Origin of the sequence: Staphylococcus sp. IVB6181 (genome assembly GCF_025561445.1) — a bacterium.
GTDB lineage: Bacteria > Bacillota > Bacilli > Staphylococcales > Staphylococcaceae > Staphylococcus > Staphylococcus simulans_B.
Map to the genome: position 1 here is coordinate 1798039 of NZ_CP095096.1, position 14578 is coordinate 1812616.

The window sequence follows — 14578 nt, forward strand, 5'->3', positions numbered from 1 at the left end:
CACCTTTCATTTATAACGTTCTTATTCATTCGCATTCTCTTTATTATACTATATTTTGAGAGTCATGAAAAAATGAAAAATAGGACCTGAAACCATTGCAGTTCCAGATCCATATTTTTATACAAAGTTACGTTTATACTTTTTGCGCCATTCTTTTTCAAAACATTGTTCACCATTGTTATAAGCAACAAGTTGATTAAATAAATAGAAGTATTCTTCATCACACCACATATCGCTGATGGTTTCGACTTTAGTATCTATATCGTCATCTTTAACAATGACATCCCATGTACATCTTACGTGTGCTGATAACGGGTCATCTTCAATAATAATGAAATCATTATAATTCTCTGTACCGTAAGTAATATTAAGGTGCGGTAAGTTTCTTAACCCCTCATCAGAGTAATCCGCTAATACCCATTTGTCTTCTGTTAATTTTTTGATGACATCTCTTGTTCTGCTGCCTTCTCTAATCACTTCTTTTTCTAATGGTTCAGCTGTTTCTGAATTCGGATAGTTTAATGTGACAGGTTCAAATTTGTTAACATGCGGCAATTCAACTTTCGAATGTTCCAAGTCCACATCTAAGTTCACCATCTCAGGCGAAGGCCAAACTTGCGGCCAGTATGTCGGGGACATAGTTATCTCAAGATGATGTCCCTTCGGCAGCTGATAACCGACAACATCTAACGGGAATTCTACATCCACATATTGATCTGTCGGTAAAGCTTCAGGGAATTCATGACTCTGATAATGGTTAATATTAAATTGTCCTCTTGTAATTAATGTTTTCTTGCCGTTAGGGTGTACATCTGAAAGCCGAACATGAATGTTTGCTTGTTCTTTATCTGATTTCACCCTTAATTTTGCGATAGGCATACCAATTATATTGATTGGTTCATCAAACCTTTTACAAGAAATCGTAGTAGCTAATGCATTATCAATTGTTTGATCGTCAGGTAAATCGCCTTCTTGGCCAAATGGACAAAATACACCTGAATAAAGTCCATGATGCTGGCAATTCAACAATCTGACAGAACCCTCTAAATCTTTCAAAATATCTTGATGTTCCACTTTTTCATGATATAAATCCATCCACTCTCCAGAGCGGTATGCATATGAAGTTTTAGGTTCAACAGAATCTTGCAGATAAACTAAAAACTCATCTTGGTGTGCTTCATAATCTGGATTTTCCATCCATTTATCCAGCCATTCCAACACTTCTTGCAGGTAACCGATTTGAGGTCCAGGAATTGCAAGGTCTGGGAACTCATGCGCCCAAGGTCCGACTATTGCCTTTTTAGGTACATTTAAATTTTCCATCAAGCGAAATAGTGCGTTCGGATATGCATCTGCCCAACCGCTCATCGTCAGCACAGGTATGTTGATATCCGAATAATCTTCATTGACTGAACCATGTTTCCAATAACTGTTTCTCGTTTGATTTTCTACCCATCTTTCCACAAACGGCGGTGTTTTATCTAATCTGTCGATCCACATATCATACCAGCGATCGCCTACAAATTTAGGAAACGGCGGACGTGCATTATATGCAAACATTGTTGATGCCCACCAAAGCATATCTGATGCCATCATAGTGCCGCCGCGATAATGCACATCACCAGCATATCTGTCATCAGTAGAACATAATGTAATAATTGTTTTTAACGCTTTAGGACGTCTCGCAGCAATTTGCAGACCATTGAATCCTCCCCAGGATTTTCCAATCATAGCCACTGAGCCGTTGGACCAAGGCTGTTTTGCAATCCATTCGATAATCTCTATACCATCATCTTGTTCGACTTTAGGATATTCATCATCGATAATGCCTTCTGAATCGCCAGTTCCTCTTATATCCACTCTGACAGATGTATAACCGTGTCCTGCAAAGTACTTATGTCTTATTTCATCGCGCAAAGCAGTAAAATCATCTTTTCTGTACGGTAAATATTCTAAGACAGTACCTTTATTCTTACCTTCCATCACAGGCGCCCAAATTTTTGCTGAAAGTTTTGTGCCGTCTGACATAGTTATCCATGTATGATGTGTAATTTCAACTTCATAAGGCATATCTTTCACAATATTAATCTTGTTATAATCTACATCAAATACTCCCATTGATTATGAGTCCTCCTTTTTAATTGGAAAATCTTGTTTAAACCATCTGAACAACGAAATAATCAATAAAATATAAATCAAAACAATAGGTACAGAAACCACAACTGCTGAGGTTTGAATGACATCAAGCCCTCCTATCAACAGTAAGGAAATAGATAACAAGGCCATCAATACGCCCCAAACGATTGTGTGCCACATAGGCGGTTCTATACCGCCTCCGACTTTTTTAGATGCAGTCGAAGCCAAAATATAAGCAGCTGAATCTAATGACGTTGCGAGGAATATAAATCCTAATATAACGAAGAAAGGAATCACCAGCCAACTTACTGGCAATGTTTTTAATATTTCGATTACCGTTGCAGCATCACCATTCTCTGCCATAGATTTTACAACGTCAAATTTTTCAGTGATTTGCAAATTAATAGTATATCCGCCAAACACTGCAAAATACAGCCAGCTTCCTAACGTTCCCCATGCAAGTACATTTAAAATAAGGTTCTTTAATGTACGCCCTTTAGCAATCTTGGCAATGAACAATCCCATGAAAGGTGCAGTGGTCGCAAACCAAGCAAAGTAGAACACTGTCCAAGATTGCGGGAATCCGCTTTGCTTAATCGCATCTGTATAAAAACTCATACGTAAAAAGTTGTTAGACATAATACCCAGGCTATCTGTAAAGTAAGTCAAAATGAATGATGTAGGTCCGACTATAATGACGAATATGGCTAATGCGAGAGCTAAATAAACGTTGAAGTTACTAAGATTTTTAATACCTTTATGAAGCCCAAGCGATGCACTCGTAATATAAATCGCTGACCAGATCACAATAATAATAATGTTCAATAAAGTAGATTGTTCTACTCCTAAAACTTCCCCGATACCTGCTGAAATCATCGGTACTCCTAAACCTAGGGATGTCCCAAGTCCTCCGACTAAACTCCAGATCACTAAAATATCAATGATTTTGCCAATGACACCGTCAGAATATTTTCCTAAGGCACCTTTAACAGATTGACTGACTTTTAGAGAAGGATTTTTCTTTATATAGAATGAGTATGCAATGACTATCGTCGGCAATGCATAAATGCACCATGCAGAAATTCCCCAATGGAACATACCATAAGCTAATGACCATTCAGTAGATTCAGGTGATTTCGGTTTCAAACCAAATGGCGGACCTTGGTAATAATACATAGGTTCTATCATTGACCAGAACATTATGCTAGTCCCCATACCAGCACAGAACAACATCGCACCAAAACTAAAATTGTTGAATTCCGGTTTAGAATCCCCGAGTTTTATTTTTCCATATCTGCTGAACACGATATAAAGCAGAATAATAAATAAACTGAAAACTAAAAACTCAAAGACCCAATCCATACGGTTGTTAATACCAGTTAAAATCTGATTTAAAACAACCTCTGCCGAATCTTTTGTAATAATCAAAGTCACAGTAATGATTAGCAAAACGACTAATGACGGCCAAAAAATAACATGATCTAATTTTGCTTTTTTCATATATCAACTTCCCCCTTTGTTTGTAGATATACACCCTTAGCATATAGTGATGAGAATTTTATATCAACTTTTAATAAATAACAAATCATCATTGTTAGCACTTTTAAATTTATTCTCATATGTTTTTCTTTATATACAATCATTTCAAACTTCATGTATGTTGTTGCGATACAAGATGAGACATGATTAGAAATAAAAAAGAAACATTCCACGTCTAACCATGGAATGTTTCCTACTACTCTCTGGATTATTTAAATTTCACCCTTAACTATGCATTTAATGATTCGATTAATCCTGGTAATTCTTCAATACTGTAGATAACATGATCTGCGCCATTGGCTTCGAATTTCTCTTTGACCGCTTTACCGATTTCAGTACGTTCATCTACTGATAGTTGTTGCCAGTCTGATTCGTTATAACCTGAAAGTGAACTGCCTTTGATGACACCTACTGTGATTACGCCTGCGTTAACTCCTTCTTGTATATCAGAAACTGTATCGCCGACTTTAACGACATGTTGGACCTTTTTCAGTTCAAGTACTTCCATATTTTTAAATATCATATACGGATACGGTCTGCCATGATTGCCGACTAAGTCTGCAGTTGCTACAAAGTCTGGTTCATAGCCTTGCTGTGCTGCATTAGGTTTTACTACTTCCATCATTTCAGAGGTATAACCTGTAGTAGAACCGACTTTGATACCTTTTGCTTTTAACCAATGTGCTGTATCCACAGCGCCTTGTATCGGTGTAGTGAAATCTTCAAGTGTCTGCATCAACTGTGTTTCAAATTGATTATAAAGTTGATCAATGTCTTGTTCTTCTGGTGCTTTGCCATATTTTTCTTCCCATAATCCTTTAATACGCGGCATTTCTAACATTGCTTGAATATGATCGCGTTTCAACATTCCCATAGGTTCTCTTGCTTCTTCAATCGTTACATCAATCCCTGCATCTTTAAAGATATTAACGAAAACGTGTACCGGCGCAAAACAGCCGAAATCAATCATTGTACCTGCCCAATCGAAAATGACACCTTCTATTTTATTAATCATGCTGCACTTCCTCCTCTAAAATATATTGACGGATATTACGAATTAATTTGCTTAAATCTTCCACGTCTAAATCTCCAATGTTGCCGATTCTGAATGAAGGAATATCCATTAATTTTCCTGGATACAATACAAATCCTTCCGCTTTCATTTGATTATAAAAGTCTTCAAAATCAAACTCTGGATAAGGATATAAAAATGTTGTGATAATCGGCGATTGATATGCTTGTTTAATATACGGTGTGAAACCGATATCTGCTAAATGCTTTCTTAAATAGTCATTATTTTCTTGGTAGCGTTGATGTCTTGCTTCTATGCCGCCTTCTTCTTCCAGTTCAACTAATGCTTCTAAGAATGCCGCAACTACATGTGTCGGTGATGTATAGCGCCATTTGCCTTCATCTTTTTCCATTACTTGCCATTGGTCATATAAATCTAACACTAAACTATGCGCATTCCCTTTCGTTGTTTTTAATGTATCCTGTTTTGCGATAACAAAACCAAATCCTGGAACACCTTGGATACATTTATTCGCACTGCTGATAATGTAGTCGATATCTAATGCTGCGACATCAATAGGCAAACCGCCGAAACTGCTCATTGCATCTATAATAATTTTCAGATCAAATGATTGTGCAATTTGTGTTAAAGGTTCAATAGGATTAAGCATTCCAGTTGTCGTTTCGCAGTGTACCATCGCAATATGCGTAATGGTCTTATCTTCTTGTACCAGTGCTTTCACATCATCGAAATCAGGAACTTTGTCATACTCAAATCTTAATGCTGTCACACGCTTGCCGATACGTTCTGCCATTTCAATCATACGATTGCCGTAAGCACCGTTGCTGAGAATAAGGATATGATCCTCTTGGCTTAATGCTGTCTGTAAAACACTTTCGACGACAAAACTTCCGCTGCCTTGTTGTAAAACTGTCGTATATTCATCCGCATTTACACCTGATAAATCTAATAAGCGTTTGCGAATGTCTTGTGTAACTGACTTATAATCGTTATCCCATGTACATCTATCCTCTAACATTTGTTCCTTTACTTTCTTTGTTGTTGTCAATGGTCCTGGTGTTAATAATTTATAATCATGTGCCATGATTATTTGCCCCCTTTTTGTTCTTTTTTAATATCCGCTTCTTTTTTAGCTTCATTAAAGATGGTTTGATGCTGATCTAATAAGTTCACAGTTAAAGGTGTCGGCCATGCTTTTGGATGACTCGGCTTCATCGCTTCATCTACTTTTTCACCTTTATAAAGCGGTACTGGATATTCTTTCAATAAATCTTTTCGTCCATACTTTTGAATTACTGCTACCATTTTTTGTGCTTTTTGCTGGCGTTCTCCGCCTTTTTTCACAACTGCTGCTGCTTCTGTCAAAGCAAAGTTGCCTTCAGTCGGATCAATATACTTAATCGGTTCTCCTTCTTTCTCGGCATCAATGGCTTGGTTTCTTAATCCTGCACCTACTGTTGCTTCTCCGGATTGTACTTTTTTCAACGGCCCTGAACCTGAGCTTTCTAAATGCGGTCCGGCATTGATAATGAGCGGTTCAATAATGTGTTTGCCTTCTTTTTCTCCGTATTGATCAAGTACACCTTGCAACAAGAGCCAGCCTGTTGAAGAATCCATAATATTCGGGAAGGAAATTTCATTTTTATATTCCGGCTTCGTTAAATCTTTAATCGTATGCGGCATCGGTAATCCTTTTTCTTTAAGTGCTTTCGTATTTACAAACAATGAACCCATATTGCCTAGGATAGGAGTCATATAGTCGGGATACTGTTTGATTTCTTGCTGCTGAATAGAAGATGGCATTGCCGCAAACATATCATGTTCTTTTTGTGCACTTTCTAAATAGTAGCTTGCTTGTGTAATGATATCCGCTTCGATATTTTTGCCTTCTGCCATAATTTTCCCGCCTAATTCAGATGTCGACTGCGGCTGAATAATATATTCACCTTTATAGCCATGCGTATTTAATGCTTTCTCCATCGCAGCAATCGCTTCTTCATCGGCATTGGTTTGAATAATCACTTTATCTGAAGAAGAGCCTAAACCTACATATGAGAAATACAGCAGCACCAAACACAGCAAACTGACTAACACAATTTTAATTTTCAACGCAATTCCCTCCCTTTGTCATAACGCAACCAAAGGTGACTGATTACGCGTACTATAATATTCGTCAGTAAGATTAAAATAGATAGAATGAAGATATCTGTGAACCTGTTAAAGTGCTGCAGCTGATTGATTTGCGTTGAAACAATCTGAGTTGATGTAGAAACTAAGAAGATAACTCCGCTGATGGTTACCATTGCATTAATAAAATAGTAATTAATCATTTCAACAATAGTAGTCTTCATATTCGGTAAAATCACTTTAAAGACCGTTTCAAACCAGCTGTCTTTCAATAACATACTTGTCACATCCCAAGACTTATCCAGTTTTTCCATGGCACCTTTAGCCATTAAATAAGGCGTTGTGAAATAATGCACCACGATACTGAGAATCACAATTAAGAAAGTGCCTTTTAACGAACTGTTTTGGAAAAAGAGCAAATATGCTAAACCTAAAATCATACCTGGCACTGTATTCGTCAGCATAGCGATCAGATTAAGCCCTTTTCTTCCGGCTAATTGTGTACGTGTGCTGATAATCGCACTGAAGAAAGCGATAATCGTTCCAAATACAGCTGTACAAACTGCAACAAAAACCGATTGCATATACACATGAACTAAGACTTCATCTTTCAGCAAATTAATAATATGTTTTAATGTAAATTGCATATTGTAGGGATAATTAGTCGTGAAAGGTACGACAAACATCACCATAAATATCACTAAAATAAGCGTACTTAAAATAAAAGTCAGTGTTCCGATAATACTGTCATGCATAGGTTTTTTGTTCGGACTGTATTGTTGTGCAAAGCGATGTTCGACATTCCATCTTTCAATTACAGTCAAGAATATAAAGCCGAGCAATGCTGGAAGCAGCATAATCATCGCAATGACTGCACCTTGTGCAAATTTAGGAATCGAACCTAAGATAGTCTGATAGAGCAAGATAGAAATCACTGTGTCGTCCGCTCCGATTGAAGCAGGTATACCAAAATCTGTGAAACTTAAAATAAATGACAAGATAAAGGCATTGCCGATAGGAATGACTAACGGTCTTAACAATGTATGATAAAATCTGCGCAGCCCATTATCATGCATGAGTTGAGAAACATAGAAAAAACGATGATCAATATAATTAAATGCATTATTGATGATAATAAAAGCTGCCGGCAACGTATAAATAATGTATCCGATAAGCATCCCCTTTTCACCATAGACAGTAAATAAAGGTTCGCCTAAAAATCGAGCAATAATACCTTCATTGCCGAATAAATACATCAACAAGAAACCGTAAGTGATTGTCGGTACTAACATCGGCAGCATCACCATGCCATGCGTGTATTGTTTGAGCATACGCGGCAGCGCTGTGACTTGAAGCGCATACGCAGTCAAAACGCTAATACCGCTGTAATAAATGCGGCGATGAAAGACAATTTCAAACTTCGAAACAATGCTTTCGTCACTTCAGGATTCGTTAATACTTCTTTAAAATACACACCGCTTAACTGTCCGTTGTCTACTACTGAACGCCCCAGCAGCAACAGTATCGGCAAGATTAAAAAGATAATAAAGAATGCTAATAATAAAATTTGTATAATGCGCTGACTCCATAACTTATGCACCATGTTGTTCACCAAACAATTGATAAATATGATGACGCTTGATTTCCAATTGGTTCAAAATAAATTGTCTTACAAACTTTGAATTCGGACGGTGAATAATATCTTCAGGTGTACCGAATTGTGCGATTTTCCCTTCTTGAATCACCACAATTTTATCTGCCATTGTCAATGCTTCTTCAGGAGCATGTGTCACAATAATCGTTGTTAGATTTAATGATTTTGCTACTTTGATAATCATGTCTTTAATACGTTCTTTAATCATGCCGTCCAGCGCACTTAAAGGTTCATCCATTAATAGTACTTTCGGTTCCATAACAATTGTGCGAGCAATCAAAACTCTTTGCTTTTGTCCGCCTGATAATTCGTGAATCTTTTTGTATAAATGCGGACGCAATTCTAGTAATTCGATTAAATCCGAAACTTCTTTCGTATTCGGGTCTTTCTTTAAATTGTTCAAACCATACATAATATTGTCGCGTGCATTTAAATGCGGGAATAAACAATAGTCTTGAAAGACAATATTGAAACCTCTTTTTTGCATTGGTACATGATGAATCGGCGAATGATTAAAATGAATTTCACCGCTTGTTACTTCCGTTAATCCTAAAATCATATTCAATAAAGTCGTTTTGCCGCAACCGCTTGGCCCTAATAACGCTACGATCTCTCCATTTTCAATATCCAAGTTAATGTCCTTTAATACTTCATTGTTGTCGTATTGCTTTGTTACATTTTTTAAACTGAGCATAATAAGCACCTCCGCTTTGGTATACTCAAAGCATAAGAAATGATTATTAAGTCAGTGTTAAAAATGTTTAAGTCTTGATTAAGTTATGACTATATTATTACCAACTTTGTTTATTTCTAATCATTTCGGGGGTATGATGTTACTAATAAGATATTGAGGTGAAACGAAGATGCTTCCAACTGAAAGAAGAGCTGAAATTATACAAAAACTAGAAAAAAACAACTTCCTGGAATTAAAGACCTTACATAAGGAACTTAATATTTCTATGGAAACTTTACGCAGAGATGTGCAACAGTTAGTCAAAGACGATTTAGTGCTTAAAGAATACGGCGGAATCAGAATCAATAAAGAACAAAATGGAGAATCTGCGATTGAACGCAGATTAGATCGTCATTTAGATAAGAAGAAAAGTATTGCACAAAAAGCGTTGAAAGAGATTCAAGACGGAGATTGTATTTATTTAGACAGCGGATCGACCACTTTACAGATTGCTAAAGGATTAGACAGAAAAAACAACCTTACTATAGTGACGAACTCTATTCCTGTTTTAATACAATGCATGGAGTATGGGCATAGCTTAATTTCTATCGGAGGCAAAATCAGAGCGTCTGAACAATCGCTGACGCAATTCGACTTCCTATTCAATTTTGAACGATTGAATATTAATAAAGGATTCTTTTGCTGCAGCGGTGTATCTGCACAAAACGGCGTTACTGATTACAGCTTAGAAGAAGTCGAAACCAGAATCCGTCTGATGCATATTTCGCAGCAATGTTACCTGACAGCAGACAGCAGTAAAATCAATAAAGTCGTTACTGCTAAAATCAGCGATGCAAAAGATTTTAATTGGTTCATCACTGATGATGCAATTAATCATAAGGATAAACAAGCATTAGAAACAGCAGGACTTAAAGTTTTGTAATTAAAGAAATGAAACATAACAAATAAAAACAGGATGTATTTGCAAAAAAGTCTAGTTGCCTCTTTCGCAAATACATCCTGTTTATTTAAATACCTTCTATTCTTCTACAGGTACATATACTTTTGCTGCATAGTCATCTGCCATAGGATTGCCATGCGGATAAAATTCAATACCTGGTGCTTGTCTCATCTTGAAACCTAATTCATTTAAGTAGTGAGGATTATATACCTTTTCACATACACGCTGTATCGCCTCAGGAACCGGCCCTTTTGCATCTGCGACCACATATTTCCCTGCAGGCAGTGTATAGGGGTGCAGTCCTGCTTCTGATTTTTTATCTGATGTCACAGCAATCAAATAATTCATTCCGCTTTCTGTCGGAACAATCACACCTAAAAATCCATCCAATTTATGATTGCTGAGTGCTGCTAGTGTTTTGTCTTGTCCATTTTCATTAAATGCCTGCCATGCTTTCGGCAAACCTTGTTGTGCATCTTGCATTGTCGCAAATTTGCTTAAATAACCGATGACATTCATCTCTTCAAGTGTTTGAACTTCATATTCCATATTATTCACTCCTATGATTTTTCATAATTAACATTCATTACCCTATTTTGCTGTAAATCATAGAATAAATAAAAAAATAACACCAAACAGCACCTTGGCTGTTTGATGTTATGAATAGGATAACTGCTTATTCTTTAAACTTAGTTAAGTCCGCTGCGATATATTCAGAAGCAATGACACCGCGAGATTTTGCCCAAAGTTCACGGCTGACGAAATGAATGCGGTTATTTTTCTTCGCATTGATAGTATTATAAACTTCAGATTGGCGTAATTTTTCAAGCGCTTCTGAGTTTTCATCGTCTACCATCAGAATTAAACGTTCTGGATTTAATGTTTTTAATTGTTCATCTGTTAATTTCAGATACGGTCCATCTTTATATTCAGGATACGTTTTTGAATCTGCTTGTGTGATTGCCATTTTGAAGCCTAAACGTTTCAAGAATTGACCGACATAACTGTTCGCATCATGACCTACGATATGATTGTCTGTTACCACTGCAGCAAGTGTGCCTAAATGTTTGTCGACAGTGATTTCATCTTCGATTTGTTTAATTTTTTGTTCATGAATTGCGACACGTTTTTTCGCTTCTTGTTCTTTTGATACTGCTTTACCGATCAGTTTGAATGATTCTACGTTTTGTTCATAGTTGCCATCAAAACTTTCAAGTAAAATTGTAGGGGCAATTTTTTCAAGGTCTCTATAAATTCTGTGATGGCGTTCACCGTCAGCAATAATCAGTTGCGGTTCAGCTTCTCTTAATGCTTCAATATCAGGATTTTTTCTATCCCCTAATGAAACATAGCTGCCGACTTGTTCTCTGACTGCGTCAAATAAGTTTTCTGCATTGCCGTCATCAGCAATAGCAGCTGGCTTAATATCTAATGCCAGTAAATCTTCTACAAATGAATACTCTAATGCTGCCACTCTATCAACATTAGCTGCAACTTGTGTAATGCCTGATTCATTTCTTACTTCAACCATATTACTATTACCTCCATATTAATGTATCGGTTTATTGTTTACCCATATTAACTATTCCTATACCTTTATTCCCTATACGCTCGAGATTATGCGTGATTCATTAAAATCTTAATTTACAGAACATTGTCAAATACTAAAACATTTCCTTTCCTCATCAAGTTACTGCTAAAATTAAAGAGGGTATATAGAGTACATTAATAATGTTCAATATATGTATTTTTAATTCAGGAGAGACAGACAATGAGATCAAACATAAAACAAAATTTCATACGTTTTCTTAAAATCGCCGGCATAGCTGCAGTGATGATGTTGATAATCTTTTATCCGGCACTTCGTGCATACATGAAGCATCAGATTGTATTCAGCGGTGTTGGAGACGGCTTCAGACAAATGATGCCGTTTCAAAAATATCTTTATCAGCATGTGACGCACTTTGCCAGTTTCTATGATATCTCATTCGGTTTAGGCGGAGACTATATTACTGATTTAGCGTATTACTATTCCACTTCACCGCTCACGTATCTGAACTTTTTCTTTGTGTGGTTAGGTGAACATCTCTTACATATGAATCCAAGCAGTATCGAATTTTGGCCTGGCAACCAACTATTCTTTGCGATTGTCAAAGCTATTTTGACATTTATATCAGCGTACTATATGATGCGCTATTTTAAATTACAACGTTATACTGCTTTAATCGGTACGATTTTGTATACTGCATCTAACGTTATGCTGTATTTCAATTTTACTTGGTCATTTTACGGGGATGTACTCATTTATCTTCCAATCACCTTGCTCGGTGTTGAAAAATTATTCAGAGAACGACGGGCGGGCTGGTTGATTGTCGGCTTAGCCTTAACATTGATTTCAAACTTTTACTTCAGTTACTATGAAGCGATTATTATCGGCGGTTATCTCATTTACAGAACGCTCTTCCAATATAAAGAGGATATTTTAACTAAGATACAAAAAATATACATTACAGCGATAACATTCATTTTAAGTCTGATGATTTCAAGTTATGGCTTTTATACAGGTGTCAGTTCGTTTTTACACAACGACAGAAAACAAAATCCATTGCTGGAATTTCCGTTTTTCGTTGATTTATTGAACACACAAAAGCAGACTTTTTTATCAGGGTTCCATATTATACTTTCAATACTTGTTATCATAGCGCTGCTGCAATTTAAATTGTATCGCCATTATTACTACCGTTTGTTTGCGATTACTACTTGGATCTTTATTTTAGGTTCGTTTACCAACGCATTCGACAGTTTCTTTAACGGCTTTTCAATTCCGCAGCGCAGATGGGTGTATATCCTTACTATGACCGCAGCTCTATTAGTCGCACTCATGATTCAACATTTTGCAGAAATGTCGATTGTTTCACTGATCGTTGCTTGTATTCCAGCTTTCGGTGTTTTATATTTCTCTTCTCGCTTTGCAAAAGGAGATTGGGACTGGTGGATCAGTACAGTACTGATTATCATAATATTAGCTGTCATTATAGTACTCTTTAAAGGCAAAACAAACCGCTGGCTCAAAATCAGCTTAGTCCTGCTTATCTTGCTTCAGCAATATTGGCAGCTGAAAGAATATAAACACAATACACTTTCTGAGTATGAAACTGATATTGCTCAAGTTACCAAACATGATTATTTCAGCAAGCCGTTGAACAAGAAAATCAAAGCGCTGCAAGCCCAAAATAAAGATGATTTAATGCGCATTGACTATATGAGCGGTTACGGACTGAACTCGCCTTTCATTTACGACTATAACGGCATTTCACTCTATTCAAGTATCTTTGATGGTGAAATCTTGAAGTACTATGACAAAACCATGCAAATCAACATGCCTGTCGATAAAAACAGTACTTTCCGTTTATTTAATAATCGTGCAAATTTAATGGCACTTTGGGATGTGACGGATCGTTTCAAAATGGAATCTGATAAGAATATGCCTTACGGCTTTGAGCAGCAAGACAAGATTAAAGATAAAGATGCGACATTTATTCATTCGCATAATCAAATCGATTATCCTGCCGCACACATTACCAACAAAACATTTAATATGGATCAATTGAAATCACCTTTAGATAAAGAACAAGCCATGTTAACTGGTGTGGTTTGGGAGCATCAAAAAGGTAATTCTGATTTTAAACCGAATCAGAATTTATTATCTCAATCTCAAACTGATTTACGCGATGCCAAACAAGTGGATAACAACCACATACAAGTGCAAAAAGATAAAGGCGGTGTCACATTATCATTGCCGCCTGCCCTAGCAAATCAATATCAAGATATGTATGTAGAAATGGATGTTGAACGCATCTCTCCTTCAACAGAACATTATGTAAAATTAAACGAGTATAAACAAAAACGAAATGAACTGGATTATAAATACCGCAGATTTGTCTCACCGGTGACGATGAGAGTAAAAGCATCACCGGAGTTAAAATTACAATTGCCGAAAGGCAAATACCGTTTAAATATCAAAGGTATTTACGGTGAAGATTATGCAACTTTAAGAAATGCAAAAAAATCATTAACACCTGTTAAAGTTACAAAAGAAAACGATGGCCTGCATATCAAAAAACCAAAAGCAGTTTCTGGGAATTTAGTATTGCCTACTGCTTATAGAAAAGGTTTATACGCAGTAATAGACGGCAAGCAGCATGAAGTCAAACAAGGTAATGGTATTATGACTGTAATTAAAACAGAAAAAGGTCAAACTGATATTCACCTGAAGTATCAACCGCCTTTATTCAAAACGCTAATCTTAATTTCTATTATTGGTTTGGTATTAAGTATTTTCTGGTGCAGATTCCTATCAAAACGCAAATTCAAATCATAAAAACATTTCAGTACTGGTATGCAAAGTGAACCGCTTCTGCATACCAGTACTTTTTATATACACACTATTTTTAC

Annotated in this window: 12 protein-coding genes; 2 read left to right on the top strand and 10 right to left on the bottom strand. The window is 36.5% G+C overall.

What is annotated here, in order from left to right; translation table 11 throughout:
• Window positions 1–117 precede the first annotated feature (117 nt).
• From MUA90_RS08725 to MUA90_RS08760, 8 genes are all read right to left on the bottom strand, one after another.
• Complete coding sequence (locus MUA90_RS08725; protein WP_262586342.1) at window positions 118–2118, bottom strand: CocE/NonD family hydrolase; 2001 nt, start codon at window positions 2116–2118, stop codon at window positions 118–120.
• Window positions 2119–2121: 3 nt separating this feature from the next.
• Window positions 2122–3636 carry a BCCT family transporter gene (locus tag MUA90_RS08730; protein ID WP_262586344.1) on the bottom strand — a complete coding sequence of 505 codons (1515 nt, stop codon included), beginning with the start codon at window positions 3634–3636 and terminating at the stop codon, window positions 2122–2124.
• 268 nt (window positions 3637–3904) lie between these two features.
• Window positions 3905–4690: a phosphonoacetaldehyde hydrolase gene (gene phnX / locus MUA90_RS08735; RefSeq protein WP_262586346.1), complete on the bottom strand. Its 786-nt coding sequence runs from the start codon at window positions 4688–4690 to the stop codon at window positions 3905–3907.
• Window positions 4683–5792 (bottom strand): 2-aminoethylphosphonate--pyruvate transaminase, encoded by a 1110-nt coding sequence (gene phnW / locus MUA90_RS08740; protein ID WP_262586348.1) that lies wholly within the window; start codon window positions 5790–5792, stop codon window positions 4683–4685. Before phnW ends, phnX begins: the two co-directional genes overlap by 8 nt.
• Window positions 5793–5794: 2 nt before the next feature.
• The gene (locus tag MUA90_RS08745) at window positions 5795–6817 is read right to left on the bottom strand and encodes an extracellular solute-binding protein (RefSeq protein WP_316959788.1); all 1023 of its coding nucleotides are present in this window, start codon (window positions 6815–6817) and stop codon (window positions 5795–5797) included.
• Window positions 6814–8205 (bottom strand): ABC transporter permease subunit, encoded by a 1392-nt coding sequence (locus tag MUA90_RS08750; RefSeq protein WP_262586350.1) that lies wholly within the window; start codon window positions 8203–8205, stop codon window positions 6814–6816. The genes MUA90_RS08745 and MUA90_RS08750 overlap by 4 nt, the downstream gene beginning before the upstream one ends.
• Window positions 8202–8438 carry a hypothetical protein gene (locus MUA90_RS08755; RefSeq protein WP_262586351.1) on the bottom strand — a complete coding sequence of 79 codons (237 nt, stop codon included), beginning with the start codon at window positions 8436–8438 and terminating at the stop codon, window positions 8202–8204. The genes MUA90_RS08750 and MUA90_RS08755 overlap by 4 nt, the downstream gene beginning before the upstream one ends.
• Complete coding sequence (locus MUA90_RS08760) at window positions 8428–9183, bottom strand: ABC transporter ATP-binding protein (RefSeq protein ID WP_262586353.1); 756 nt, start codon at window positions 9181–9183, stop codon at window positions 8428–8430. Before MUA90_RS08760 ends, MUA90_RS08755 begins: the two co-directional genes overlap by 11 nt.
• Window positions 9184–9352: 169 nt before the next feature.
• On the opposite strand from MUA90_RS08760, the gene MUA90_RS08765 reads away from it, so the two are divergent.
• A complete protein-coding gene (locus MUA90_RS08765) occupies window positions 9353–10105 on the top strand; it encodes a DeoR/GlpR family DNA-binding transcription regulator (RefSeq protein ID WP_262586355.1) in 753 nt (250 codons plus the stop codon).
• Between the two features lie 96 nt (window positions 10106–10201).
• On the opposite strand, the gene MUA90_RS08770 is transcribed toward MUA90_RS08765, so the two are convergent.
• Entirely contained in the window at window positions 10202–10672 is a 471-nt protein-coding gene (locus MUA90_RS08770; RefSeq protein WP_262586358.1) for a GyrI-like domain-containing protein, read from the bottom strand.
• 127 nt (window positions 10673–10799) lie between these two features.
• Window positions 10800–11654: an ABC transporter substrate-binding protein gene (locus MUA90_RS08775; RefSeq protein ID WP_262586360.1), complete on the bottom strand. Its 855-nt coding sequence runs from the start codon at window positions 11652–11654 to the stop codon at window positions 10800–10802.
• Window positions 11655–11894: 240 nt separating this feature from the next.
• Here MUA90_RS08775 and MUA90_RS08780 point away from each other — a divergent pair, with 240 nt between their 5' ends.
• The gene (locus MUA90_RS08780) at window positions 11895–14504 is read left to right on the top strand and encodes a YfhO family protein (protein ID WP_262586361.1); all 2610 of its coding nucleotides are present in this window, start codon (window positions 11895–11897) and stop codon (window positions 14502–14504) included.
• The last annotated feature ends 74 nt before the right edge of the window (window positions 14505–14578 follow it).